The sequence below is a fragment of the Burkholderia sp. 8Y genome (assembly GCF_902506145.1).
GTDB lineage: Bacteria > Pseudomonadota > Gammaproteobacteria > Burkholderiales > Burkholderiaceae > Caballeronia.
In genome coordinates, this window is the sequence record NZ_LR733520.1 from 1,849,493 (window position 1) to 1,874,186 (window position 24,694).

Sequence of the window (24,694 nt, forward strand, 5' to 3'; positions counted from 1 at the left end):
ATAGAGCAGCCAGCGAATGCCTGACTAGAGAGGGCGCGCCCTGATCGTGGACGGTTCGGCGCGTTCAGACCGCGCGGCTGCGCGCCGGCGCGCTCGCCGGTGCCGCGCCGTGTTTCAGCAGCACGGGCGCCAGTTCTTCAGCCACCCGCATGCTCGACACGACGACCGTGCGAAGGCCGCTGTCCGCAGTCAGCCTGCGCAGCCTTTCGCGCGTGCTCGCCCGCGCTTCGATGCGCGGCTCGATCGCGATGAATCCACGGCAATACGCCGCGAGCGGCGCGCGGTGCGTACGCAGCCAGGCGGCGCGAAGGTCGAAATTATCGGCGGTTTCGTGGTCGCAATGTTCGGCGACGATCACGAACGGCGTGGCGAGCGCGAGCAGTCGGCGCATCTGCGCGGCCCAAGCGAACGCGAAGCCCGGCTTCATCGCCCGGCGACGCACGCGCACGAGTGGGAAGCGGCTCGCGTCGAGCATGGCGGCGTCGAGCGCGAGCGGCTTTCCGGCTTGAAGCGCGTTGGAAGGATAGTCGGCGGCGTTCACAGCGGTTTCGGGCTCCATTCGTTCAGGGCGGCGATGAGGCTGGGCCAGCGGGAACGGCGCGGCACAACGCGATTCTTTCGCGCGGCGCGCGGCGGCGGGTATTCAGGGCGCACCGACGACGGCGCGGCGGGCGCGTCGGTCCAGGCGCGTCGCGTGGTGTCGAGGACTTTTGCGGCGTTGATGGCGATCGCGCAGCGCGCGTTCGCGTCGCGCGGTTCGCCGCTTGTTGCGCCGTTTGGATTTGGATCGTCGGTCACGTCGGGCCTCCAGTCGTGCATTTGCGATGCATGACTGGCATTGTATTGAGAATCATTCTCAATAACAAGCAGGATGTGGTGAGGTGCGGCAAGCTGCGATGGCTGTCAAGCCGATCGCTGCGGCCCGCCGTCCCCAGAGGTCGCCCGCCCGAGGTTGCTTCAGCGGCTCAAGCGATTCGAGGTTTCAACGGATCGAGGCTCGAGCGGTTCGGGCGGTTGAAGAGGTTCTGGCGGTTCTGGCGTTCTTGCGTTCTGGCGTTGTGCCTTCTGGCATTCTGGCGTTCTTGGCGGTTCGGGTTGTTCGAGCAGTTCGAGCAGTTCGAGCAGTTCGAGCAGTTCGAGCGATTGGAGCGATTTGCGCAGTTGGCGCAGTTCAGCGGCTCAGCCGCTCAACCGCCCCAACCCGCTCGCCCCAAAAACCGCGCCAACACCCCCGACGAGTACGTCCCTGCAATGGCCGTCAGGAATTCGGCGAAGGACGCGGGTGCGGCGGCATCGGCGGTATCGGAAATGGTGCGCACGACCGCGCACGGCACGCCGTGCTCGTAACAGACCTGCGCGAGCGCCGCGCCTTCCATCTCGACCGCGAGCGCGTCCGGCAGCGCCGCGCGCAGCGCGCCCACCGCCTCGTGACTTGCGATGAACTTGTCGCCGCTCACCACCAGCCCGCGATGCACGCGCGGCCGCATCACGGCGAAGCGGTCAGCGAGCGCGTCGCCTTCGGCTTCGATGAATGCGAGCGCCGCATCGGCGAGCGCATCCGAGAGCGCGCGGTCGGCGTCGAAATGCGTGCGTTCGAGCAGCGGCACCTCGTAGCGCGGGAAAAACGGCGACGCGTCCAGATCGTGCTGAAGCAGCGCGTTCGCGACCACGATATCGCCCACGCGCACGTCCGCCCGCACGCCGCCCGCGACGCCGGTGAAAAGAATCGCATCGACGCCGAAGACATGGATGAGCGCGCTCGCCGTCGCCGCCGCCGCGACCTTGCCGACACGCGCGAGCGTCACGACGACCGGCACGCCGTGCGCCTCGCCGACGTGATATTCGCGCTTGCCGAGCGTGACCGTACGCACCTCGCCCGCGCCGCGCATGTGCGCGGTCAGATCGCCGAGTTCCTGCGGCAGCGCCGCCATGATCGCGAGGCGCTTCATTCGACCGCCTGCAGCTTGGCCACGGCCAGCGCCAGCCACTTTTCGCCGTGACGCTTGAAGCGCACTTGCGCGCGCGCATCGCCGCCAGAGCCTTCGAGCGCCGTCACAGTGCCCTCGCCGAACTTCGTGTGGAAGACGGCCTGTCCGACCTTGAAGCCGGTATCGGCCGCCCGCTGTTCGTTCGCGAACGACGGCAGCGCCGGGCTCGCCGTCGATGGACCGCCGCGCTCCTGTCCCGGCCGCGCGAACCAGTCGCGGCCCCAGCCGGCGTTGTCGGCGCGTCCGCCCCAGCGCGCGCCCGCTTCGACTTTCGGTGTGAGCCACTTGAGCGAGCCTTCCGGCAGTTCGTCGAAGAAGCGCGAGCGGATGTTGTAGCGCGTCTGCCCGTGCAGCATGCGGCTTTGCGCGAACGAGAGATACAGCCGCTCCTTCGCCCGCGTGATCGCCACGTACGCGAGCCGCCGCTCCTCCTCCAGACCGTCGGATTCCTGCGCGCTGTTCTCGTGCGGAAAGAGCCCTTCCTCCAGCCCGGTGATGAACACCGCCGTGAACTCCAGCCCCTTCGCCGCGTGGACGGTCATCAGCTGCACGGCGTCCTGCCCGGCTTGCGCCTGGTTGTCGCCCGCTTCGAGCGACGCATGCGAGAGAAAGCCCGCGAGCGGCGTCATGGTGTCGGGATTCTGCGCGGGATCGGCGATGCCAGGCGCATCGAGCACTTCGATTTCGCCGTCCTCGCTCACCGCCGTGATTTCGTGCGCGGCGGTCGCGCCGGGACGCAGCGGAATGGAGCGCGCGGGCGTGTCCAGCCCGTAGCCCTCTTCGCTCACGAACGCAGCCGCCGCGTTCACCAGTTCCTGCAAGTTCTCCAGCCGGTCCTGCCCTTCGCGCTCCGTCTCGTAGAACGCGGCGAGTCCGCTCGCGCGCACGACGTATTCGACCGTTTCGGGCAGACTCATCTGCTGCGTCTCGGCGCGCATCTTCGCGATGAGCGTCGCGAACGCGCCGAGGCTCGATCCCGCCTTGCCGGTCACGTACGGCACGGCGGCGGCCATCGAACAGTTGTAGAGACGCGCGGCGTCGGCCAATTGCTCGATGGAGCGCGCACCGATGCCGCGCGTCGGGAAATTGACGACGCGGGCGAATGCCGTGTCGTCGTTCGGGTTGTCGATCAGCCGCAGATACGCAAGCGCGTGCTTGATTTCCTGACGCTCGAAGAAGCGCAGGCCGCCGTACACGCGGTAGGCAATGCCCGCGTTCACGAGCGTGTGTTCGATGGTGCGCGACTGCGCGTTGCTTCGATACAGCACCGCGATCTCGCCGCGCGCGAGTCCCGTGTTGATGAGCGCCTTGATTTCCTCGACGATCCAGCCCGCTTCCTGCGAATCGGTCGCGGCTTCGTAGACGCGCACCGGCTCGCCGTGTCCCGCGTCGGTGCGCAGATTCTTGCCGAGGCGCCGCGCGTTGTTCGCGATCAGGTAATTCGCGGTATCGAGAATATGGCCGTGCGAGCGGTAGTTCTGCTCCAGCTTGATGAGATTGCGCACGCGGAATTCGCGCTCGAAATCGTGCATGTTGCCGACGTTCGCGCCGCGAAACGCGTAGATGGATTGATCGTCGTCACCGACCGCGAAGATCGCGTTGTGCTCGCCCGCGAGCAGCTTCAGCCACGCGTATTGCAGCTTGTTCGTGTCCTGAAACTCGTCGACGAGGATATTGCGAAAGCGCGCCTGATAATGCGCGCGCAGCGGCGGATTGTGCGCGAGCAGTTCGTAGCAACGCAGCAGCAGTTCCGGAAAATCGACGACGCCTTCGCGCTGGCATTGCTGATCGTAAGCCTCGTACAGCTCGACGAACTTGCGATTGAAGTTGTCGGTGGCATCCACGTCTTTCGGACGCAGCCCCTGCTCCTTCGCGTTGTTGATGAAGTACTGGAGATTTTTCGCCGGATACTTCTCGTCATCGACGTTCAGGCCCTTCATGAGCCGCTTGATCGCGGAAAGCTGATCGGCGGTATCGAGAATCTGGAACGTCTGCGGCAGGCCCGCGTCGCGGTAATGCGCGCGCAGCATGCGGTTGCAGAGGCCGTGGAACGTGCCGATCCACATGCCGCGCGTGTCGATGGGCAGAAGCGCCGACAGGCGCGACATCATTTCGCGGGCGGCCTTGTTCGTGAACGTGACCGCGAGAATGGTCGGCGGCGAAGCGTAACCCTGCTGGATCAACCATGCGATGCGCGTGATGAGCACACGCGTCTTGCCGCTGCCCGCGCCCGCGAGGATCAGCGCGGGCTCGTTCGGCAGCGTCACGGCGGCAAGCTGTTCGGGATTGAGATTGGCGAGTAAATCGGGCATGGGAAAGTGAGCGGCAGCAAGCCCGCCGAAAGAGCGGGCCGAAGAAGCCGGCGAGAAGTCGCCGAAGAGCCGACCATTATAAGACCGCGCCGATGGCGTCGTCCGGCAAGCCCCTGCCCGGCGGCGGACCGGCCGCGCCCGGATTCGTCCGATTGCGCGCCCCAAACCTTATAATCGGTGATTACCCCGCATCTTTTCACGCATATTTCGGCAGATTTCACGATGAGCGACAGCACGCTTGCGAAAAGTTTCGAGCCCCAGAACATCGAGTCCCAATGGGGCCCGGAATGGGAGAAACGCGGCTATTCGGCCCCCACGTTCAAAGAAGGCGCGAAGAATTTCTCCATTCAACTGCCGCCGCCCAACGTCACCGGCACGCTGCATATGGGGCACGCGTTCAACCAGACCATCATGGATGGCCTGACGCGCTATCACCGCATGCTCGGCGAAAACACGCTGTGGGTGCCGGGCACGGACCACGCGGGCATCGCGACGCAAATCGTCGTGGAAAGACAGCTCGACGCGCAAGGCATCTCGCGCCACGACCTGGGCCGCGAGGAGTTTCTCAAGCGCGTATGGGCGTGGAAGCAGGAATCCGGCTCGACCATCACGCGGCAGGTGCGCAGGCTCGGCGCGTCGATCGACTGGTCGCGCGAATACTTCACGATGGACGACAAGATGTCCGCCGCCGTGCGCGATGTCTTCGTGACGCTCTACAAACAAGGGCTGATCTATCGCGGCAAGCGTCTCGTGAACTGGGACCCGGTGCTGGGCACCGCCGTGTCCGATCTCGAAGTGGTCAGCGAAGAAGAAAACGGCAGTCTGTGGCACATCAAGTATCCGCTGCCGGACGGCTCGGGCCATTTGACGGTCGCGACGACGCGCCCCGAAACCATGCTCGGCGACGTCGCCGTGATGGTGCATCCGGAAGACGAGCGTTACGCGCATCTGATCGGCAAGACCGTCGTGCTGCCGCTGTGCGACCGCGAAATTCCCGTGATCGCCGATGACTACGTGGACCGCGAGTTCGGCACGGGCGTCGTCAAGGTGACGCCCGCGCACGACTTCAACGACTACGCGGTCGGCCAGCGTCACAAGCTGCCGCAAATCGAAATTCTCACGCTCGACGCGAAGATCAACGGCAACGCGCCCGAGAAGTATCGCGGCATGGACCGGTTCGACGCGCGCAAGCAGGTCGTCGCCGATCTCGACGCGCAAGGTCTGCTCGACTCCGTCAAGCCGCACAAGCTGATGGTGCCGCGCGGCGACCGCACGGGCGTCGTCATCGAGCCGATGCTGACCGACCAATGGTTCGTCGCGATGAGCAAGCCCGCGCCCGAAGGCACGTTCAATCCGGGCAAGTCCATCGCCGAAACCGCGCTCGATGTCGTGCGCAACGGCGAAATCAGGTTCGTGCCGGAGAACTGGACCACGACCTACTATCAATGGCTCGAAAACATTCAGGACTGGTGCATCTCGCGTCAGTTGTGGTGGGGGCATCAGATTCCGGCGTGGTACGGCGAGAACGGCGAGATCTTCGTCGCGAAGACCGAGGAAGAAGCCCGCGCCGACGCGCAAAGTCAGGGTTACACCGGCTCGCTCAAGCGCGACGACGACGTGCTCGACACGTGGTTCTCGTCCGCGCTCGTGCCGTTTTCGTCGCTCGGCTGGCCGAACGAGACGAAGGAACTGAAGGCGTTCCTGCCTTCGTCGGTGCTCGTGACGGGCTTCGACATCATCTTCTTCTGGGTCGCCCGGATGGTGATGATGACCACGCATTTCACCGGCAAGGTGCCGTTCGAGACCGTTTATGTGCACGGCCTCGTGCGCGACGCGGAAGGCCAGAAGATGTCGAAGAGCAAGGGCAACACGCTCGATCCGATCGACATCGTGGATGGCATCGACCTCGAAACGCTCGTCGCCAAGCGCACGAGCGGCCTCATGAATCCGAAGCAGGCCGCGCAGATCGAAAAGAAAACGCGCAAGGAATTCCCCGAAGGCATTCCGGCGTTCGGCACGGACGCGCTGCGCTTCACGATGGCGTCGATGGCCACGCTCGGTCGCAATGTGAATTTTGATCTGGCACGCTGCGAGGGGTATCGGAACTTCTGCAACAAGCTCTGGAACGCCACGCGTTTCGTCTTGATGAATTGCGAAGGCCACGATTGCGGTTTCGCCAACGCCGCGGGCTGCAAGCCCGGCGATTGCGGACCCGGCGGCTACACGGATTTCTCGCAGGCCGACCGCTGGATCGTGTCGCTGCTTCAGCGCGTGGAAGCGGAAGTCGAAAAGGGCTTCGCGGACTATCGCTTCGACAATGTCGCGAGCGCGATCTACAAGTTCGTGTGGGACGAGTACTGCGACTGGTACCTGGAACTCGCGAAGGTGCAGATTCAGAACGGCACGCCCGAGCAGCAGCGCGCCACGCGCCGCACGCTCTTGCGCGTGCTCGAAACGGTGCTGCGCCTTGCGCACCCGGTCATTCCGTTCATCACCGAAGCGTTATGGCAGAAGGTGGCCCCGCTGACGGACGCCTACCCTGCGGGCGCGAAGGAAGGCGAAGCGTCGATCATGACGCAGCCGTATCCGCGTCCGGAAACGAAAAAGCTGGATGAATCCGCTGAACAGTGGGCCGCCGAACTGAAAGCAGTGATCGACGCATGTCGTAATCTGCGGGGCGAAATGAACCTCTCGCCCGCGGTGAAAGTGCCCTTGCTCGCGCATGGCGACGCCGCGCGTCTTTCGACGTTCGCACCGTACGTTGCGGCGCTCGCGCGTCTCGCGGAAGTGAAGATCATCGACGACGAAGCCGCGCTCGACAAGGAAGCGCACGGTGCGCCGGTCGCGATTGTCGGCGGGCACAAGCTGGTGCTGAAAGTGGAGATCGACGTGGCGGCGGAGCGCGAGCGTCTGACGAAGGAAGTCGAACGTCTGAACGGCGAAATCGTCAAATGTAACGCGAAGCTGAGTAATGAAAGCTTTGTTTCAAAAGCGCCGGCCGCTGTCGTTGAACAGGAGCGCAAAAGGCTGGCAGAATACAAGACCACTATCGAGAAGCTTCAGGCGCAATTATTGCGACTGCCGGTCTGATTGGGAGTTTCTTTTACCTCTCGTCAGGTATTCGCTCGATGTTCTAAATGATTAAGAGGATCAGGGTTATCACATGCTAAAAGTTACCAAAGCGGTCTTTCCCGTTGCGGGTCTCGGCACGCGGTTCCTCCCCGCGACCAAGGCAAGCCCGAAGGAAATGCTGCCGGTCGTCGACAAGCCGCTGATTCAATACGCGGTTGAAGAAGCGATGGCCGCCGGCATCACCGAAATGATCTTCGTCACCGGCCGCAGCAAGCGTGCCATCGAAGATCATTTCGACAAGTCCTACGAGATTGAAGCCGAGCTGGAGGCGCGCGGCAAGGACAAGCTTCTCGAGCTCGTGCGCAGCATCAAGCCGAGCCATGTGGATTGCTTCTATGTGCGGCAGGCCGAGGCGCTCGGTCTCGGCCATGCAGTGTTGTGCGCCGAAAAGCTCGTCGGCGACAACCCGTTCGCCGTGATCCTCGCGGACGACTTGCTGTACGGCAAGCCGCCCGTGATGTCGCAGATGATCGAAGTCTTCGACCACTATCACAGCTCGGTGATCGGCGTCGAAGAGATTCCGCCGCAAGACACGAAGTCCTACGGCATCATCGACGGCAAGGAGTGGGAAGACAACATCGTCAAGCTGTCGGGCATCGTCGAGAAGCCGGAACCGGCGGTGGCGCCGTCGAACCTCGGCGTGGTCGGCCGCTATGTGCTGAAGCCGCGCATTTTCGACCATATCCGCGCGCTCAAGCCCGGCGCGGGCGGCGAGCTGCAACTGACGGACGCGATTCAGTCGCTGCTGTCGGATGAGCAAGTGCTCGCGTACAAGTATCACGGCACGCGTTTCGATTGCGGCAGCAAGCTCGGCTATCTGAAGGCGACGGTCGAATTCGCGCTGCGCCATCCGGAAGTGTCAAAGGATTTCGAAGAATACCTGCGCACGCGTTCGCCGGTTCTCGAAGGGTAAGCGTCAACCGCTCTTTGCGAAAAAAAATGCCCGTCACGTTCGTGACGGGCATTTTGCTTTGCGCGCCTGATTTCTTCAGCGGCGCCGCATCAAGAAGATGAACGTCTTGTCCTGCGAACTGGCCTCGACGATTTCATTGCCGGTCTGCTTGGCGAACGCCGCGAAATCGCGCTGCGAGCCGGGATCGGTCGCGAGCACCTTCAGAATCTGGCCGCTCGTCATGTCGGCCAGCGCCTTCTTCGCCCGCAGAATCGGCAACGGGCAGTTAAGCCCGCGTGCGTCGACTTCCTTGTGAACTTCCATCGCGATTGAACCTTCCATGTGCCTGATGGTTCGATTCTAACGCAGCGGTCACAGATCCACCGGGCGCCCGCTTGCATAGGCTTCGGGCGACTTGAGAGTTCTCTACTTCACTCGTGGGATGCGAGCGGCTAGATTGCGATCTCTGTTTCACGACCCTTTGCCGGGCCTGCGTGCTACCGCGCCTTCGAAGCCGTCAGATGGGCCAGCGGGTCAGCCAGCGAGCGGGTCAGCACGAAGGGAAGCCGGACTGATCGCCGCGACATGCACAACCAGCCGGGACATAACCATTTGCTTCTCGGCGGGGGTTTGGAGCAACGCGCGAGGATTACGTAAGCCTCGGGACCGGACAGGCGCACGAGCGCGCACTGCGCATGCGCTTCCTGCTTCGTTAGGCCGGAGAGGTCCACGACGCTCGACGAATGGCCGATCAGGTCACGGACCCAATCGGCCTGCATGCGGCTGCGTGAAGGATGGACAGCAGCGATGGTGACCAGCACACGCCGGGTCGCGCCTGCGTCGACCGCAGGCGCCGCCGCGATGCGATAGCTAGTCGAGAGGGCTACTCTCACGTCCCGGAGCATCTCACCACGCATTGCCCGTCGTAGCACTTATAGTTCGACGTTAGCCGATAGTAGTACGTATCGCTTTAGGGCGAGTAGAGGTAGTGAGTGACGGTAAGAATAGCGAACGGCAGCTTCGCAAAATCTTTCCGCTGATCGATCATATGACCGTTCACGTACGCGTCGGCCCCCATGTTAATGATGTACTCCGAACCGCTCTTGTCCCTGTAGAAACCTTCCGGGGCATCCCACTGACAGCAGGAGAACCGCAGACGCTTCCAGTCCGCCCATGTTGTAAGCCACGTATCGACTTCATCAAGGTGCGAACCGTCTACTCGATATATCGCTTCGAAGCCAGGAATCTTAGGGGCATCCATCATCACAGGCTTGCACTTCAAGAACGTTAGCTTCCAGTGCTGTCGGCCGATCTGTTTCAAATAGTCGCCACACGAAAGCGGTGGCTCAGGACGTTCATCGCAATGGTTGCCACACGCGAGCGAGGGCTGGCGTTGAACCGTTTTGGCGTGCACATTACTTGTCTCGCCTGCATGCGATGTCGTGCCTGCGGATACGACCGCCAGGCAACACGACAGCATTGCGTTCACAAGCCATTTCATTTCGTCACCTCCAGATAGGCGACATATAAGCCGTTCGTATTCGGGAGCCGGTGCGAAATAAGAAAGTCATAGACCGTGTTCCACTTAAGGATGTCGTGTACCGTAACGCAGCCTTCAGAGAGATGGCCGATATGTACATATCGCGACGAGTTTCCCTTCGTTCCCTCGAGTTCAATGGGAAACCAGGCGTCGTTCGCCTTGATCCGACCGGGATAAGTATTGCGATATCCCTCTGTACTGATGTGTGCGTGCGAGCCATCGACGGTCATGATGCGATGACGACCGGGGGCGATGGGAGTGAAGCGGCCGCCCCAGACGCTGTTTAGCGTTACGGTGACGTTCTCGCCGCCAACCTTCAAGATGCCCCACTGCTGTTGCAGACGACCCTTAAACGGCGAGTTCTCTTCACCGAGACGTCCGTATTTGACCTTGAGCGTCTCGTTAGATTCGGTAGGCGGCGTGCCTCGAAGATAGTGCGCTGCGTCTTCGGTTTTCATACTCGCCGTGCCGCTGTCTCGATACGGACCGTCTATTATCCGAAAGTAGATTCTTCCGCCTTCCTCCTTCAGCAGGGCGACCTTCGTATAGGCGCAAAGCTGAACGGAGTTACGATCGGAGGAGCCAATTCTCGCGCCGACCGTGCCATGCGTGTCTTCGTCCAGTCGAACGTAACGAACTCCACTGATCGCTTTATGAATGCTACCTTGATTGTCGTTGGACCTTGCCCTACGGTTCTGCACAAACTCAGCAAATGAATCAGCCATCTCTACACCAATATCTCTAGTTCAATATCCATCGGCACGCTAGTTCGGACACGTACCGTCTCGCCGGCTTCGTTGGTCGTTCCTTCCCGCGTCGAGCCGTCGCCTAGCCTGAGCCGGAAACGCTGATTCGGAATCGGGTTGTCGTCCTCGTCGACCAGCACGATTAATTCGTCGAATGCCAAGGTCTCACTGCCTCCCGACCACGACAAGCCCGCAGACTGTGCGTGAGCGTAGGAGCCCGACGTATCTTCAATAATCCAACCCCTTCCGTATCGGGGTAAGATAACCGGTCTCGTGTCGCACTTGCACCGCACGAAGTCACCGGCCACTGCCTGCCTTCGACCAGACGGAATGTCATACAGTCGGGCACCGTCGCTGCAACCCGATCCGCCGATGATTGTTCCGATGCTCTTGCACTTTCCGCAGTAGGCGTTGCCGCCGATGAATGCCATCGTGCGATTGCCCTCGTCACAAAAAAATGCGCTCATGCCCGACGACATGACGTAGCTGTCGGGACTGGTCGAAAGCGGATCGCCTTCGACCGCTGAAAAGTAATGGCCCATCGCGCTATATCACCAGTTCGAAAACGAGGCCCATCGGGCTATCCGTATAGACACGCTCGGCCGCGCCGTTCGCATCAGTGACGCCTTGGTAGACCTTTCCGTCATCGGTCGTAATCATGTATTGCTGACCTGCAATTGGCTTTCCATCTTCGTCAACCAAAACGAACTGCTCGTCATATGGAGCGTTCTCGCCCGGCGTCAAACCCCTCTGACCACCCTTCCATGCGATGTAGGCCGGATCGCCGGACGTGAACGACATCCACATGTTCCTGTCGGCATAGAACACCGGGGCGGGGCTACAGCCGCATACGTTGACGTCACCACTGAGCGCCCACTGCTTTCCGTTCGGGCCCGTGCCCGGTCGCCGTGGCCCGCGCGGCGCGATAAAGCCCTCGCGCTTGCAGGCGGTGCAATAGGTACTCATTCCGAGCGTTGCGATATGAACGCGCGGCGGCGGATTCGAGCAGGTAACCGTTGGCAGGCCTTCTGTGATAACGGCGCTTCCGCCGCGGTCTCCGCAGGCAAGGAAAGAACGCTTGAACATCAGGCCGTTCCTTGCCGGTTCACCGGTGCAATTGCCTCGCCACTGACGAATCGAAATTGCTTCGAACCCTTCGCATCAACCTTCCACCAACCCGTCGTGTCTCGCAGTACACCGCCGCGCGCCGTGGTGGAACCCCGTACTGCAAGGCGATAGCGTGGAGGTGCAGAAGGAACCACATAGGCCGGATCGAACAGACCTTCGATAGTTTCGCCCTCGCAAACGAAAAGACCGTCGTCGTCGAGCAGCGACGTGGCAACTCTATCGCCGTTGCTCAGGCCGCTTCCCACAAGGGCATACGGCACGAAGCTGTTCGTCAACCCATATCCTGCACCGTCGGTAATGACCGCCTGACTGCCATCCGGATAGGAGACCACATCGCCGACCAATGCGATACGCAGGCCCCTTATTTCACGCGGACTGGTTGGGATCACCCATCCCCGTCTCTCGGTCTTCGATCCTGCCGTGGCAAACAGATGTGTCGTTCCGTTTTCCATAGCGTCTCCATTTATTGTTGCTGTGGGAGCATAAAATTAACGGATCGCACCTCTGTTTTGGAGTCCTTCGGGGTAAAGAATTGTGGCTGAGTCGATGTGCACCCTCAACTGCGATGGCGATAGCTGCCCAATGGCCGAAATAAACTCAATGCAGATGCCCATCGGCATTAGGAGATCGCCGCTGTCCGTTATCGGGCGATCGTCCGCGAAAGGAAGGCACGAACATGAACAAGGTTGACACCAAGGTCCGGCACGTGACCAAGCGCGGGGCGAACGTGTTCGCCGAACTGGGCCTCGCGCCCGGAGAAGCACGCCAGTATCTCGCCGAGTTGCAGACGCTGATCGGCCAGACGCTCGTGCTCAAGGAGCAGCTCATGGACGAGTTGGCCTCCTGGATCGAAGCCCAACATCTGAAGCAAGCGGATGCCGCCGAGATTCTTCACGTTACGCGGCCGCGCGTATCCGATGTCGTCAACAAGAAGACGAGCAAGTTCACGATCGACTCGCTCGTGGAAATGCTCGCCCGCATAGGCAAGCCGGTCAGGATGGTCGTCGGCTGAGCGGCGTAATCAAGCCGAATGCAGGCGATGCTTTCGGCTGCGATCACAACTCCACCGCCCGCCCGCTCGCATAGGCTTCGCGCAAAGCGATGCCAATGCGCGTCGCCTCCCGTGCATCGTTCAGCGTGAGGCCGGTCGGCGTGCCGTCGCTCACCAGCGCAACGAACGCCTGCGCCTCGCGCAAGAACGCATCCTCGAAACGCTCGAAGAACGTCGGCGTACACGCGTTGCGCATACCGTACTCATCCGCGATTTCAACGCGATTCAGCCGCGGATTGCGCCCGACTGACAACGCGCCCGCCGTGCCAATTACTTCGGTCTGCGTATCATGTCCATGCGCCATCGTGCGCGACGCGTACAGCACGGCCAGCCGCCCATCGTCGAATTCGACGACGCCCACGCCGTTGTCGATATCGCCGCACTCGCGCAAGCCCTCGTGCATCGCGATGGTGCCGCTCGCGAACACGCGCTTCGCACGCGGATTGCCGAGCAGCCAGCGCGCGAGGTCGATGTCATGCACGCTGCAATCGAGAAAGAGCCCGCCCGAAGTCGGCGCGAAGCGCACGAAGAAGCCATCGGGATCGTTCTTGTCGCACGTCTGCGAGCGCACCATGAACGGCCGGCCAATCGAGCCCTTCCCGACCTGCTCGAACGCATCGCGATAACTCGCGTCGAAGCGGCGCACGAAGCCGATCATCACATGAAGCCGTGGATGCCGCGCGTGCGCTTCGATCACGCGGTCGCATTCGTTCAGATCGAGCGAAAGCGGCTTCTCGCAGAAGACGTGCTTGCCCGCGTCGAGCGCCGCGATGATCTGGCGCGCGTGCAGCGACGTCGGCGTGACGAGCCACACCGCATCGACCGAAGCGTCGGCGAGCAGCGCGTCGTAGTCCGCATAGAGCGCGAGTTCCGGCAAGCGTTCGCGCGCCCACGCCCGTTCCTCGTCGACGGGACTGCACGCGGCCACGAGCCGCGCGCCCGGCACATGCCACGCGAGATTCTCGGCGTGGCGGCGTCCGAGCCGCCCGAGCCCGACGATCCCCACGCGCACCACGCGCACCGCGCTCACGCCTGCTGCTCCCCAAGCCGCACGATGCGCTTCTCGCGCCACGAAAGCGTCGCGGCTTCGGCCAGTTCCAGCGCCTTCAGGCCATCGGCGACGGTCGTGCGGACCGGCTTGCCGTGATTGACGGCATCGAAGAAATGCGCGATTTCCAGCGCATATGCCTGGCGATAGCGTTCGAGAAAGAACGCTTCGGGCACGTCCGTCGAGACGGCCGTCTTCGAATAGGCCGTCACTTCGGTCGGCCGCACGTTGCCCGCCTGAATCATGCCCGCGCTGCCGAGCAGTTCGAACCGCTGATCGTAGCCATACGCCGCGCGCCGCGCCGTGTTGATCTGGCACAGCCGTCCGCGCTTCGTGCGGATCGTGACGGCGGTCGAATCGATATCGCCGGCATCCGCGATAGCCGGATCGGAAAGGCAACTGCCCGTCGCGTGCAGCGTCTCGGCTTCGTCGTCGAGCATCCAGCGGAAGATGTCGAAGTCGTGGATCAGCATGTCCTTGAAAATGCCGCCCGAATGCTTGATGTACTCGACCGGCGGCGCGCCGGGATCGCGGCTCGTCACGATCAGCATTTCCGGATCGCCGATTTCGCCGGCCACGACGCGGGCCTTTAGCGCCGAGAACGTCGGGTCGAAGCGCCGCTGAAAGCCGATCATGCAGACGACGCCCGCGCGTTCGACGGCATCGGCGCAGGCACGCGCGCGCGCAAGCGTCAGGTCCACCGGCTTCTCGCAGAACACGTGCTTGCCTTGCGCCGCCGACTGCATGATGAGATCCGCGTGCGTGTCCGTGCTGGAACACACGACGGTCGCGCCGATCGTCGCATCGCCCATTGCGCCGTCGATATCGGCCACCTGCGCGCCGTGCTGCGCGGCAAGCGCGGACGCCGCGTCGCGATTCACATCGACGACATACTTCAGCCGCACGCCCGGCTGCCGCGCCAGATTCGCCGCGTGAATCTTGCCGATGCGCCCCGCTCCAAACACCGCCACGTCAATCGTCATAACCGCCTGTCTCCCTGGATTCTTCGACGTTCAATTCGAGCCGGTACGCGAGCGCGATGAACAGCGCCTGGCACAAGCAGATGGTGCTCGTGAGCGAGCGGAACGCGAACGCGCTGCCCTCCTTCACGAGCAGACTCGCGCTCGCGTGACGCGCGAGCGGCGAAAGCTGGCTATCGGTGATGACGAGGGTCGCCGCGCCGTGATGCTGCGCCGCGCGCACGCAGTATTGCGTCTCCTTGCCATAGGGCGCGAAGCTGATCGCGATGAGCACGTCGCCCTTCTTCACGCTGCGGATCTGTTCGCGGAACATGCCGCCGAAGCCGGAAACCAGATGCACGCGCTTCTTCGTATGGCCGAGCGCGTAGACGATGTAGCTCGCCACCGCGAACGAGCGGCGCACGCCGATCACGTAGATGTTCTCCGCCTTCTCCAGCATTCCGACGGCGGCTTCGAACTGCGCGTCGTCGAGGCCGGCTTCCAGTTCGTCGAGACCCGCGCGGCTCGCCGCGATGAACTCGCGCGCCACCGAGACGCCGGAAGCCGCGCCCGCCTTCTCGTCGATCAGCTTGCGGATGCGCTGCTGATAGCTCTCCGACGTGCTGCCGCCCGCGTACGCCTGCCGGAAGACCGCCTGCAAGTCGGAGAAGCCGGAGAAGCCGAAACGCTGCGCGAAGCGCACGACCGCGGACGGATGCACGCCGCACGACGCGGCGATGTCGCTCGTGCGGTCCATCATCACGCGCGCCCGATGCTGCTCGATATACGACGCCACGCTCTTCAACTGGCGCGGCAGCGAGTCGTACGCATCGGTGATCCGCTGCATCAGGTCGTCGACGGAAAGCACGTCGGTACTGGTTTCATCCTGCATGGAAAGCCCGGTTCGTCGGCGCGCGAAAGCGTGCGCCGGTGCAGCGGATTATAGAAAGCCCGCATGCGAATTGGAAAGCATTTTCCATTTGTCGCACCGTTGAAATATCTATTGCAGACCGCCAAAAAGTGACCTACTCTGCTCGTGAGCGTGATGAGAGCGGCTCCCGGCCCTCGAACGGCTCGCCAAAAGATCACACCAGACAACAACCGAGATAGGTGGAGACAATGACCCTTTGCAACGGTCGGGCCGCGCTGCGCGCGCTGGCGGCTGCTGCTGCGCTGTGCAGCGCCGCGTGGTTCACGTCGTCCCCCGCGCAGGCCGCGCCGGACGCCAGATTCGTGCTCATCAGCCACGCGCCGGACTCGGACTCGTGGTGGAACACCATCAAGAACGCGATCAAACAGGCGGACGAGGACTTCAACGTCCAGACCGACTATCGCAATCCGCCCAATGGCGACATCGCCGACATGGCGCGTCTCATCGAACAGGCCGCCGCGCGCAATTACGACGGCGTCATCACGACGATCGCCGACTTTGACGTGCTCAAGAGCGCGATCAACAAGGTGACGGCCAAGAAGATTCCGCTCGTGACCATCAACTCGGGCACCGAGGAGCAAAGCGCGCAGCTCGGCGCGATCATGCACATCGGTCAGCCGGAATATGTCGCGGGCAAGGCGGCGGGCGAGAAGGCGAAAGCCGCGGGCATCAAGTCGTTTCTGTGCGTGAACCATCTCGCGACGAATACGGTTTCGTTCGACCGTTGCCGCGGTTTCGCCGATGCCATCGGTGCGGACTATAAGGCCGCCACGCTCGATTCGGGACAGGACCCGACCGAGATTCAGTCGAAGGTGTCCGCGTTCCTGCGCAATCATCCGGATACGCAGGCGATTCTCACGCTCGGACCGACGCCCGCCTCGGCCACGCTCAAGGCGGTCACGCAAATGGGCCTGCAAAACAAGCTCTATTTCGTGACCTTCGACTTCTCCGATGACATCGCGAAGGCAATCAAGGACGGGACGATCAAGTTCGCCATCGATCAGCAGCCCTATTTGCAGGGCTATATTCCGGTCGCGGTGCTCGCCATCGTGAAGAAGGAGCACACCACCGATCCGGCGAAGATCCGCCAGATTCTCGAAGCGAATCCGAAGTTCAAGGCGCGCCTCGAAACGTATGGCTTGCAGCCGTCGTACGGGCCGAAGAACATTCGCTCGGGACCGGGTTTCATCACCAAGGAAAATCTCGACAAGGTCGTGAAGTACGCCGGGCAGTATCGTTGATGCACGGCTGACCGTCTTGGGGCGGCCGCTCGCGCGCCGCCCGCGTTTCTCTCACACGACATGCTGCTGCGTCCGCTCGCGGACGCGGCAGGAACGCACGCATCCGCACCGCATTGGTGATCGTTTCAAGGAGCCATCATGGGCGTAGCCGGCAAGCACTATCCTCCACACGCGAATCCTCAGCACGACACCGCCGACGCTGCGACCGACAAGGACAGGCCATCGGACGAGCGCGTGCGCCGGCAGTCGTGGTTCGGGCATCTGCTTAATCGTCCGGAATTCGCCGCGATATCGGGCACCGTGCTCGTCTTCCTCGTATTCGGCTTCGGCGCGGGTTCGTCGGGCATGTTCAATCTCGACGGCGTGATGAACTGGTCGCAGGTCGCCGCCTACCTCGGGCTGCTCGCCGTCGGCGCGTGTCTCCTGATGATCGCGGGCGAATTCGACCTGTCCATCGGCTCGATGATCGGCTTTGCCGGCATGATGGTCGCGCTGCCTTCGGTCTATTTCCATTGGCCGATCTCGCTTGCCATTCTGTTCGCGTTCGTCGCGTCGATGCTGCTCGGCGCGCTCAACGGCTATCTCGTGATGCGCACGCGGCTACCGTCCTTTATCGTCACGCTTGCGTTTCTCTTCATCCTGCGCGGCCTGACGCTCGCGCTGTCGATCATGTTCGCGGACCGCACGATCATCTCCGGTGTCGGCGATCTCGCGCAGAAAGACTGGCTCGCCGATACGCTCTTTCACGGCGTGGCGTTGCATGGCCTCTTCACGTGGCTCGCGCATCTGGGTATAGGCAAGCTGCTCGATAGCGGCGAGCCGCTCGTGCCGGGCATTCCGAAGGTCATCATCTGGTGGCTCGTGCTCGCGGCAGTCGGCGCGTTCGTGCTCGCGAAAACGCGCTACGGCAACTGGATTCTCGCGGTCGGCGGCGATGCGAATGCCGCGAAGAACGTCGGCGTGCCGGTCAAGCGCGTGAAGATATCGCTCTTCGTGCTGACCGCGTTCTGCTCGTGCCTCTTTGCCGTGCTGCAAGTGTGCGACATCGGCTCAGCCGCGGCGGATCGCGGCTTGCAGAAGGAATTCGAAGCGATCATCGCGGCAGTCATCGGCGGGACGTTGCTTACGGGCGGCTACGGCTCGGTCGTCGGCGCATGCTTCGGAGCACTCATCTTCGGCGTCGTGCAGATCGGCATCACGTACACGAATGTCAGCTCCGACTGGTTCCGCGTGTTTCTCGGCGTGATGCTGCTGATCGCCGTGCTCTTCAATCACTACGTGCGCCGCCGCGTGTCGCAGGCGCAATGAGGACGACGGCCATGAACGACGACAACATTCTCGCGCTCGAAAACGTCAGCAAGTTCTTCGGCAAGGTGATTGCGCTCAACGGCGTGACCTTGCGGCTCAAACGCGGCGAAGTGCACTGTCTGCTCGGCGATAACGGCGCAGGCAAGTCCACGCTCATCAAGACGCTGGCGGGCGTGCACGCGCCCTCGTCCGGCCAGTATCTGGTCGATGGCAAGCCCGTGCATTTCGATTCCCCGAAAGAGGCGCTCGATCTCGGCATTGCAACGGTGTATCAGGATCTGGCGCTCGTGCCGCTGCTCTCCGTCGCGCGCAACTTCTTCATGGGCCGCGAGCCGCAGAAGAAGCGTTTCGGCCTCTTCAGCGTGATGGACCTCGATCTCGCCGCCGCGACGTCGCGCGCCAAGCTCGCGGAAATGGGCATCAACGTGCGCGACCCGCATCAGCCCATCGGCACGATGTCCGGCGGCGAAAAGCAATGCCTCGCGATTGCGCGCGCCATCCACTTCGGCGCGCGCGTGCTGATTCTCGACGAACCAACTGCCGCGCTCGGCGTGAAGCAGAGCTTCAACGTGCTGAAGCTGATTCACAAGGCGCGCGCGAAAGGCATCTCGGTGATCTTCATCACGCATAACGTGCACCACGCGTATCCAATCGGCGATTCCTTCACGCTGCTCAATCGCGGCCGTTCGATGGGCACCTTCACGAAGGACACCATCACCAAGAACGAAGTGCTCGACATGATGGCGGGCGGCGCGGAGATGCAGAAGATGATCGGCGAGCTCGAAGGCGCGACCATCTGATACCGGGGACACATTCATGCCTGCACAAAACATCTCCCGCTTCGCGCCGGACCGCACGCGCGATATCGTGTGTCTCGGGCGTCTCGCCGTCGATCTGTATGCGCAGCAGGTCGGCGCGCGGCTCGAAGACGTATCCACGTTCGCGAAGTATCTCGGCGGTTCGTCGGCGAACATCGCGTTCGGTTGCGCGCGGCTCGGGCTCAAGTCGTCGATGCTCGCTCGCGTCGGCAACGATCACATGGGGCGCTTCCTCACCGAAACGCTCGCACGCGAAGGCTGCGATGTCAGCCACGTTCGCATCGATCCAGACCGCCTCACCGCGCTCGTGCTGCTCGGCATAGAAGACCGCGATACGTTCCCGCTCGTGTTTTATCGTGAGAACTGCGCGGACATGGCCGTCGACGAGAACGATTTCGACGAGGCGTATATCGCGTCATCGAAGGCGCTGCTCATCACCGGCACGCACTTTTCGACGGAGCAGGTGAACCGGACGAGCCGTCGCGCGCTCGAATATGCGCGACGCAATCAGGTCCGCACGATACTCGACATCGACTATCGGCCGGTGCTGTGGGGGCTCACGGGCAAGGCCGATGGCGAGACGCGCTTCGTCGCGAATGAAGGCGTGACTGCGCATTTGCAGCGCATTCTGCCGTTGATAGACCTCGTGATCGGCACCGAAGAAGAGTTTCGTATCGCGGGCGGCAAGGACCGTCTCATCGATGCGCTGACGATGGTCCGCACCGTGACGAGCGCGACGCTCGTCGTGAAACGCGGGCCGCTCGGATGTTCGATCATCGAAGGCGCGGTGCCGGCTTCCATCGACGATGCGCCGATTCACGGCGGTGTCGAAGTGGAAGTGCTCAACGTGCTCGGCGCAGGCGATGCGTTCGCCTCGGGCTTTTTGTCCGGATGGCTGCGCGATGCGCCGCTCGAAGCATGCGCGAGCGCGGCGAACGCATGCGGCGCGCTCGTCGTCTCGCGGCACGGCTGCGCGCCCGCGATGCCCACGCCCGCCGAACTCGACTACTTTCTCGCCGCCGCGAAACAAGACCCGGCACGCATGCGCCGCCCCGACCGCGACGCGACGCTCGCGCGGCTGCATCGCGTGAGTCCTGCGCGCAAAGCGTGGGACGAAGTGCTCGGCTTCGCGTTCGATCATCGCAATCAGTTCTTCGAACTGGCGCAGCAAGCGGGCGCGAGCGAAGCGCGCATCTCGACGCTCAAAGGCTTGTTCGTTGAAGCCGTCGCGCAGACGGAGAAGGAACTGCAACTCGACGGACGTATCGGTGTACTAATCGATGATCGCTATGGACAGGATGCGCTCAACGCGGCGACGGGACGCGGCTGGTGGATCGGCCGGCCCGTCGAATTGCCCGGCTCCATGCCGCTCGTCTTCGATCATGGCCGCTCGATCGGCACGACGCTCGTCGAATGGCCGCGCGAGCATGTCGCCAAGTGCCTCGTTCACTATCATCCGGATCATCCGCATGACGTGCGGCTCGAACAGGAAGCGCAACTGCGCGCGCTCTACGATGCAGTACAGGCAAGCGGCCACGAACTGCTGCTCGAAGTGATCGTGCCGAAGAACGGACCGCCTGTTGCGGACGACACCGTGTATCGCGCGTTGAAGCGTCTCTATAACCTCCAGATCGTCCCCGAGTGGTGGAAGCTCGAACCGATGAGCGCGGCGCAATGGCAAGCCGTCGATGGCCTGATTGCCGAGCGCGATCCGTATTGTCGCGGCGTCGTGCTCCTGGGCTTGTCCGCAGGGGTCGATCAGTTGCGCGAAGGCTTCAGGGAAGCGGCATTGTCGAAGACATGCAAAGGCTTCACGGTAGGCCGCACCATTTTTCATGAGCCGAGCCACGCATGGCTCGCAGGCGAAATAAGCGACGACGAACTCATTGCCCGCGTGCGCCGCACGTTTGAAACGCTGATCGCGGCGTGGCGCGATGCACGCGCATCGCAGGACACGAACGCGGATCTCAAGGCCCTTCACGCAACCCAGGAGCAAGCCGCATGAACGCAGTGGCTTCCACCATCAGACTGACCGCCGCGCAGGCGCTCGTGCGCTATCTCGCGGCACTGCGCACGGAACACGGCGAGCCGCTTTTTGGCGGCGTTTTCGCGATCTTCGGGCATGGCAATGTCGCGGGAATGGGCGAGGCGCTGTATCGGCATCGCGAGGAATTGCCGACGTATCGCGCGCATAATGAACAGGCGATGGCGCATAGTGCGATTGCCTACGCCAAGGCGCACATGCGGCGCCGCATGATGGCCGTGACGACGTCCATCGGGCCGGGCGCGACGAACCTCGTGACCGCCGCTGCGCTCGCGCATGTGAACCGCTTGCCGGTGCTGCTCTTGCCCGGCGATATCTTCGTCTCGCGCGCGCCCGATCCCGTGCTTCAGCAAGTCGAAGACGCGCACGATGGCGGCGCATCCGCGAACGATGCGCTGAAGGCGGTGTCGCGCTACTTCGATCGCATCGTGCATCCCGCGCAGTTGTTGAGCGCGTTGCCGCGCGCCATTCGCGTGCTGACCGATGCGGCGCAATGCGGGCCCGTGACGCTCGCGTTGCCGCAAGACGTGCAGGCCATGGCGTACGACTACCCTGCTTCGTTCTTCGAGCCGCGCGCTGTCGACTTTCATGCGCCCGCCGCCTCGCCACGCGAGATCGAGCGCGCTGCCGCCTTGCTGCGCGAATCGCGCGAGCCGATGATCGTGTCGGGCGGGGGCGTCCTGTATGGCCTCGCCACTCGCGCACTGCGCGACTTCGCGCACAGGCACGGCATTCCGGTCGCGGAAACGCAGGCCGGCAAGGGTGCGCTCGCGTGGGACGACGCGTTGAACGTGGGCGGCATCGGCGTGACAGGATCATCGTCCGCGAATGAACTCGCGCACGCGAGCGATTGCGTGCTTGCCGTGGGCACGCGCTTGCAGGACTTCACGACGGGCTCCAACACGCTTTTCGCAGCGGCGCGGCTTCTTGCCATCAACGCGAATCCGTTCGATGCGCTCAAGCAAAACGCCGTCGCCGTCGAAGCGGATGCGCGTCTCGCGCTCGATGCGCTGTCGGCTGCGCTCGGCGACTGGCGCGCCGCGCCCGAATGGACCGCGCGCGCGCAGCGTCTTGCGAACGACTGGCGCGAGACGGTGGCCCACGTGAGCAACACGCCGCCACCGGACGGACGCCTGCCGCGCGAAGCCGATGTGATCGGCGCGGTGCAACGCTCGCACGATGCGTCGCCTGCCGACGATATCGTCGTGTGCGCAGCCGGCACGCTGCCCGCCGATTTGCAGAAGCTGTGGCGCACGGGCGCGCCGGGCGGTTATCACGTCGAATACGGCTATTCGTGCATGGGCTATGAAATCGCGGGCGGCCTTGGCGTGAAGCTCGCGCGTCCCGAACGCGAAGTGATCGTGATCGTCGGCGACGGCAGCTATCTGATGATGAACAGCGAGCTGGCGAGTTCCGTGATGCTCGGCGCGAAGTTGATTGTCGTGCTGCTCGACAATCGCGGCTACGGCTGCATCAACCGCTTGCAGCAGGCGTGCGGCGGCGCGCCCTTCAACAACCTGCTCGACGATTGCCGACAAGGCGAATCAGGCGCACCGCACATCGACTTCGCGATGCACGCCCGTTCGATGGGCGCGCTCGCGGAACACGTATCGAACATCGGCGAGTTGCAGGACGCGATGAAGCGCGCGCGTGCAGCGGACCGCAGCTATCTGATCTCCATCGACACCGATCCCGCGCGCACCACGGAAGAAGGCGGTTGGTGGTGGGAAGTCGCAGTGCCCGAAGTATCGGATCGCGATGCGGTCATGTCCGCGCGTGCAAGCTATGAACGTGCGCTGAAAGCCCGTGCCGGCAATATCGACTAAGCAACAGCACAAGGACACGACACCATGCCTTTGAATGTCCGCATCGGAATCAACCCGCTGTCATGGATGAACGACGACCTGCCTTCGCTCGGCGGCGAGACGCCGCTCGCGGTCGCGCTGACCGAAGGCAAGCGCATCGGCTATGAAGGCTTCGAACTCGGCAACAAGTTTCCGCGCGAACCGCAAGCTTTGAAGGCGCTCTTCGCGCAATACGATCTTGCGCTCGTCTCGGGCTGGTATTCCGGGCAACTCGCGCGACGCAGCGCGGAAGAAGAGATCGAAACCGTGGCTGCGCATCTCGAGCTGCTCGCGCAAAACGGCGCAACGGTCATGGTCTATGGCGAAGTCGCCGATTCGATTCAAGGCGCGCCGCGTCCGCTGTATCAGCGTCCGCGCTTCTTTTCGGATGCGCAATGGTCCGACTACGCCGCGCGGCTGAATCGCTTCGCCGAATACACGCTTTCGAAGGGCGTGCGTGTCGCCTATCATCATCACATGGGCGCGTATGTCGAAACGCCCGCGGACGTGGACCGTCTCATGGCGCTGACGAGCGATGCCGTCGGTCTGCTCTTCGATGCGGGCCATATCACGTTCGCCGGCGGCGATGCGCTGAGCATGCTGCAAAAGCACATTGCGCGCGTGTGCCATGTGCATTGCAAAGACGTGCGCCCCGAGATCGTGAAGCTCGCGCGCAACCGCAACTGGAGCTTTCTCGATGCGGTCATCAATGGCGCGTTCACCGTGCCGGGCGACGGCGCGGTGGATTATCCCGGCATCGTCGCGTGCCTGGCCGAGCATGACTATCGCGGCTGGCTCGTCGTGGAAGCGGAACAGGACCCCGTGATTGCGCCGAGCTATGCGTATGCCGACAAGGGCTATCGCACGCTGCGCGCACTCGTCGACGCAACATACAAGGAGGCGGCATGAGCCTGCTAGTGAAAGCATCGCGCGAAGGTCAGACCATCGCGCGCGTCACACCGGATTCCGCGGGCTGGAAGCATGTCGGCTTCGCCGCGTATCGCATGGATGCGGACGATGTCGTGCATGTGTACGACGCGGACCGCGAGAGTTGCATCGTCGTGTTGACGGGGACGGTCAGCATCGAAGCGGGCGACGAGCATTGGCAGTCCATCGGCTCGCGCGACAGCGTCTTCGAAGACGCCGCGCCCTATGCGGTCTATGTGCCGCCGAAGCTCGCCGCGATCGTGCGTGCCGAGCGCGAAACGGAGCTTGCCGTGGCGAGCGCGCCCGCGACGGGTCGATATCCGCCGCGCCTCATCGAGCCTTCGCAGATGAAACGCTCGACGCGCGGCAAACATGCAAATACGCGCTACGTATGCGACATTCTTCCGCAAACCGAGACTGCCGAATCGCTGCTCGTGGTGGAAGTGAGAACACCCGGCGGACATGCATCGAGCTATCCTCCACATAAGCACGATCAGGACAACGTACCAAATGAAAGCGCGCTCGAAGAGACGTATTATCATCGCCTGAATCCGCCGCAAGGTTTTGCTTTTCAGCGCGTCTATACCGACGAACGCGATCTCGATGAAACCATGGCTGTTGAAGATCACGATGTGGTGATGGTGCCGCGTGGGTATCATCCGGTCGTCGTGCCTTATGGCTACGACAACTACTATCTCAACGTCATGGCGGGCAACAAGCGGACGTGGCACTTCAAGAACGATCCGAAACACGAATGGATCGTGGAGCGCGACAGCAAAGGCTGA

24 protein-coding genes are annotated in these 24,694 nt (G+C 62.8%); 10 read left to right on the forward strand and 14 right to left on the reverse strand.

The window, feature by feature from the left end:
- Positions 1–64 precede the first annotated feature (64 nt).
- From GV035_RS19195 to GV035_RS19210, 4 genes are all read right to left on the reverse strand, one after another.
- Positions 65–541 (reverse strand): hypothetical protein, encoded by a 477-nt coding sequence (locus GV035_RS19195; RefSeq protein WP_201304001.1) that lies wholly within the window; start codon positions 539–541, stop codon positions 65–67.
- On the reverse strand, positions 538–798 hold the full coding sequence (locus GV035_RS19200; protein ID WP_159836569.1) for a hypothetical protein: 261 nt from the start codon (positions 796–798) through the stop codon (positions 538–540). Before GV035_RS19200 ends, GV035_RS19195 begins: the two co-directional genes overlap by 4 nt.
- Positions 799–1,187: 389 nt before the next feature.
- Positions 1,188–1,949: a 5'-methylthioadenosine/adenosylhomocysteine nucleosidase gene (locus tag GV035_RS19205; protein WP_159836570.1), complete on the reverse strand. Its 762-nt coding sequence runs from the start codon at positions 1,947–1,949 to the stop codon at positions 1,188–1,190.
- Entirely contained in the window at positions 1,946–4,300 is a 2,355-nt protein-coding gene (locus tag GV035_RS19210; protein WP_159836571.1) for a UvrD-helicase domain-containing protein, read from the reverse strand. Before GV035_RS19210 ends, GV035_RS19205 begins: the two co-directional genes overlap by 4 nt.
- A 222-nt stretch (positions 4,301–4,522) precedes the next feature.
- Between GV035_RS19210 and GV035_RS19215 the strand changes: the two genes are divergently transcribed.
- Entirely contained in the window at positions 4,523–7,390 is a 2,868-nt protein-coding gene (locus GV035_RS19215; protein WP_159836572.1) for a valine--tRNA ligase, read from the forward strand.
- A gap of 73 nt (positions 7,391–7,463) precedes the next feature.
- A complete protein-coding gene (galU, locus tag GV035_RS19220; protein WP_159836573.1) occupies positions 7,464–8,345 on the forward strand; it encodes a UTP--glucose-1-phosphate uridylyltransferase GalU in 882 nt (293 codons plus the stop codon).
- A gap of 75 nt (positions 8,346–8,420) precedes the next feature.
- Here the strand turns inward: galU and GV035_RS19225 are convergent, their stop codons facing one another.
- The 7 genes from GV035_RS19225 to GV035_RS29150 all read right to left on the reverse strand — a co-directional run bounded on the left by GV035_RS19225 (position 8,421) and on the right by GV035_RS29150 (position 12,190).
- Positions 8,421–8,648, reverse strand: coding sequence for a sulfurtransferase TusA family protein (locus GV035_RS19225; protein ID WP_159838065.1), 228 nt, complete (start codon positions 8,646–8,648; stop codon positions 8,421–8,423).
- 173 nt (positions 8,649–8,821) lie between these two features.
- Positions 8,822–9,145: a hypothetical protein gene (locus tag GV035_RS19230; RefSeq protein WP_159836574.1), complete on the reverse strand. Its 324-nt coding sequence runs from the start codon at positions 9,143–9,145 to the stop codon at positions 8,822–8,824.
- A gap of 149 nt (positions 9,146–9,294) precedes the next feature.
- Complete coding sequence (locus GV035_RS19235) at positions 9,295–9,825, reverse strand: DUF4952 domain-containing protein (RefSeq protein WP_159836575.1); 531 nt, start codon at positions 9,823–9,825, stop codon at positions 9,295–9,297.
- Positions 9,822–10,589, reverse strand: coding sequence for a hypothetical protein (locus tag GV035_RS19240; protein ID WP_159836576.1), 768 nt, complete (start codon positions 10,587–10,589; stop codon positions 9,822–9,824). The genes GV035_RS19235 and GV035_RS19240 overlap by 4 nt, the downstream gene beginning before the upstream one ends.
- 2 nt (positions 10,590–10,591) lie before the next feature.
- A complete protein-coding gene (locus GV035_RS19245; RefSeq protein WP_159836577.1) occupies positions 10,592–11,152 on the reverse strand; it encodes a hypothetical protein in 561 nt (186 codons plus the stop codon).
- A gap of 4 nt (positions 11,153–11,156) precedes the next feature.
- Positions 11,157–11,696 (reverse strand): hypothetical protein, encoded by a 540-nt coding sequence (locus GV035_RS19250; protein ID WP_236572665.1) that lies wholly within the window; start codon positions 11,694–11,696, stop codon positions 11,157–11,159.
- Positions 11,696–12,190, reverse strand: coding sequence for a PAAR domain-containing protein (locus GV035_RS29150; protein WP_201304002.1), 495 nt, complete (start codon positions 12,188–12,190; stop codon positions 11,696–11,698). Before GV035_RS29150 ends, GV035_RS19250 begins: the two co-directional genes overlap by 1 nt.
- Before the next feature lie 224 nt (positions 12,191–12,414).
- Here GV035_RS29150 and GV035_RS19260 point away from each other — a divergent pair, with 224 nt between their 5' ends.
- The gene (locus GV035_RS19260; RefSeq protein WP_159836578.1) at positions 12,415–12,750 is read left to right on the forward strand and encodes a helix-turn-helix domain-containing protein; all 336 of its coding nucleotides are present in this window, start codon (positions 12,415–12,417) and stop codon (positions 12,748–12,750) included.
- 43 nt (positions 12,751–12,793) lie between these two features.
- Here the strand turns inward: GV035_RS19260 and GV035_RS19265 are convergent, their stop codons facing one another.
- The 3 genes from GV035_RS19265 to GV035_RS19275 are packed head-to-tail and all read right to left on the reverse strand — an operon-like array spanning position 12,794 to position 15,688.
- Positions 12,794–13,810 carry a Gfo/Idh/MocA family oxidoreductase gene (locus GV035_RS19265; protein WP_159838069.1) on the reverse strand — a complete coding sequence of 339 codons (1,017 nt, stop codon included), beginning with the start codon at positions 13,808–13,810 and terminating at the stop codon, positions 12,794–12,796.
- A 5-nt stretch (positions 13,811–13,815) separates the two neighbouring features.
- A complete protein-coding gene (gene iolG / locus GV035_RS19270; RefSeq protein ID WP_159836579.1) occupies positions 13,816–14,820 on the reverse strand; it encodes an inositol 2-dehydrogenase in 1,005 nt (334 codons plus the stop codon).
- A complete protein-coding gene (locus GV035_RS19275) occupies positions 14,810–15,688 on the reverse strand; it encodes a MurR/RpiR family transcriptional regulator (RefSeq protein ID WP_159836580.1) in 879 nt (292 codons plus the stop codon). Before GV035_RS19275 ends, iolG begins: the two co-directional genes overlap by 11 nt.
- 227 nt (positions 15,689–15,915) lie before the next feature.
- Here GV035_RS19275 and GV035_RS19280 point away from each other — a divergent pair, with 227 nt between their 5' ends.
- The 7 genes from GV035_RS19280 to iolB all read left to right on the forward strand — a co-directional run bounded on the left by GV035_RS19280 (position 15,916) and on the right by iolB (position 24,694).
- Entirely contained in the window at positions 15,916–16,968 is a 1,053-nt protein-coding gene (locus tag GV035_RS19280; RefSeq protein ID WP_159836581.1) for a sugar ABC transporter substrate-binding protein, read from the forward strand.
- Between the two features lie 138 nt (positions 16,969–17,106).
- Entirely contained in the window at positions 17,107–18,276 is a 1,170-nt protein-coding gene (locus tag GV035_RS19285; protein WP_159836582.1) for an ABC transporter permease, read from the forward strand.
- Between the two features lie 11 nt (positions 18,277–18,287).
- Positions 18,288–19,076: an ATP-binding cassette domain-containing protein gene (locus GV035_RS19290; protein ID WP_159836583.1), complete on the forward strand. Its 789-nt coding sequence runs from the start codon at positions 18,288–18,290 to the stop codon at positions 19,074–19,076.
- 16 nt (positions 19,077–19,092) lie between these two features.
- Entirely contained in the window at positions 19,093–21,099 is a 2,007-nt protein-coding gene (locus GV035_RS19295) for a bifunctional 5-dehydro-2-deoxygluconokinase/5-dehydro-2-deoxyphosphogluconate aldolase (protein WP_159836584.1), read from the forward strand.
- On the forward strand, positions 21,096–22,964 hold the full coding sequence (iolD, locus tag GV035_RS19300) for a 3D-(3,5/4)-trihydroxycyclohexane-1,2-dione acylhydrolase (decyclizing) (RefSeq protein WP_159836585.1): 1,869 nt from the start codon (positions 21,096–21,098) through the stop codon (positions 22,962–22,964). The genes GV035_RS19295 and iolD overlap by 4 nt, the downstream gene beginning before the upstream one ends.
- Before the next feature lie 24 nt (positions 22,965–22,988).
- Complete coding sequence (gene iolE / locus GV035_RS19305) at positions 22,989–23,891, forward strand: myo-inosose-2 dehydratase (RefSeq protein WP_159836586.1); 903 nt, start codon at positions 22,989–22,991, stop codon at positions 23,889–23,891.
- A complete protein-coding gene (gene iolB / locus GV035_RS19310) occupies positions 23,888–24,694 on the forward strand; it encodes a 5-deoxy-glucuronate isomerase (RefSeq protein ID WP_159836587.1) in 807 nt (268 codons plus the stop codon). Before iolE ends, iolB begins: the two co-directional genes overlap by 4 nt.

Coding starts and splice junctions, on each gene's coding strand:
- iolB (WP_159836587.1), top strand. CDS start 23,888: ATGAGCCTGCTAGTGAAAGCATCGCGCGAAGGTCAGACCATCGCGCGC.
- GV035_RS19210 (WP_159836571.1), bottom strand. CDS start 4,300: ATGCCCGATTTACTCGCCAATCTCAATCCCGAACAGCTTGCCGCCGTG.
- galU (WP_159836573.1), top strand. CDS start 7,464: ATGCTAAAAGTTACCAAAGCGGTCTTTCCCGTTGCGGGTCTCGGCACG.
- GV035_RS19235 (WP_159836575.1), bottom strand. CDS start 9,825: ATGAAATGGCTTGTGAACGCAATGCTGTCGTGTTGCCTGGCGGTCGTA.
- GV035_RS19240 (WP_159836576.1), bottom strand. CDS start 10,589: ATGGCTGATTCATTTGCTGAGTTTGTGCAGAACCGTAGGGCAAGGTCC.
- GV035_RS29150 (WP_201304002.1), bottom strand. CDS start 12,190: ATGGAAAACGGAACGACACATCTGTTTGCCACGGCAGGATCGAAGACC.
- GV035_RS19250 (WP_236572665.1), bottom strand. CDS start 11,696: ATGTTCAAGCGTTCTTTCCTTGCCTGCGGAGACCGCGGCGGAAGCGCC.
- iolE (WP_159836586.1), top strand. CDS start 22,989: ATGCCTTTGAATGTCCGCATCGGAATCAACCCGCTGTCATGGATGAAC.
- GV035_RS19285 (WP_159836582.1), top strand. CDS start 17,107: ATGGGCGTAGCCGGCAAGCACTATCCTCCACACGCGAATCCTCAGCAC.
- GV035_RS19215 (WP_159836572.1), top strand. CDS start 4,523: ATGAGCGACAGCACGCTTGCGAAAAGTTTCGAGCCCCAGAACATCGAG.
- GV035_RS19205 (WP_159836570.1), bottom strand. CDS start 1,949: ATGAAGCGCCTCGCGATCATGGCGGCGCTGCCGCAGGAACTCGGCGAT.
- GV035_RS19295 (WP_159836584.1), top strand. CDS start 19,093: ATGCCTGCACAAAACATCTCCCGCTTCGCGCCGGACCGCACGCGCGAT.
- iolG (WP_159836579.1), bottom strand. CDS start 14,820: ATGACGATTGACGTGGCGGTGTTTGGAGCGGGGCGCATCGGCAAGATT.
- GV035_RS19275 (WP_159836580.1), bottom strand. CDS start 15,688: ATGCAGGATGAAACCAGTACCGACGTGCTTTCCGTCGACGACCTGATG.
- GV035_RS19260 (WP_159836578.1), top strand. CDS start 12,415: ATGAACAAGGTTGACACCAAGGTCCGGCACGTGACCAAGCGCGGGGCG.
- iolD (WP_159836585.1), top strand. CDS start 21,096: ATGAACGCAGTGGCTTCCACCATCAGACTGACCGCCGCGCAGGCGCTC.
- GV035_RS19245 (WP_159836577.1), bottom strand. CDS start 11,152: ATGGGCCATTACTTTTCAGCGGTCGAAGGCGATCCGCTTTCGACCAGT.
- GV035_RS19290 (WP_159836583.1), top strand. CDS start 18,288: ATGAACGACGACAACATTCTCGCGCTCGAAAACGTCAGCAAGTTCTTC.
- GV035_RS19225 (WP_159838065.1), bottom strand. CDS start 8,648: ATGGAAGTTCACAAGGAAGTCGACGCACGCGGGCTTAACTGCCCGTTG.
- GV035_RS19280 (WP_159836581.1), top strand. CDS start 15,916: ATGACCCTTTGCAACGGTCGGGCCGCGCTGCGCGCGCTGGCGGCTGCT.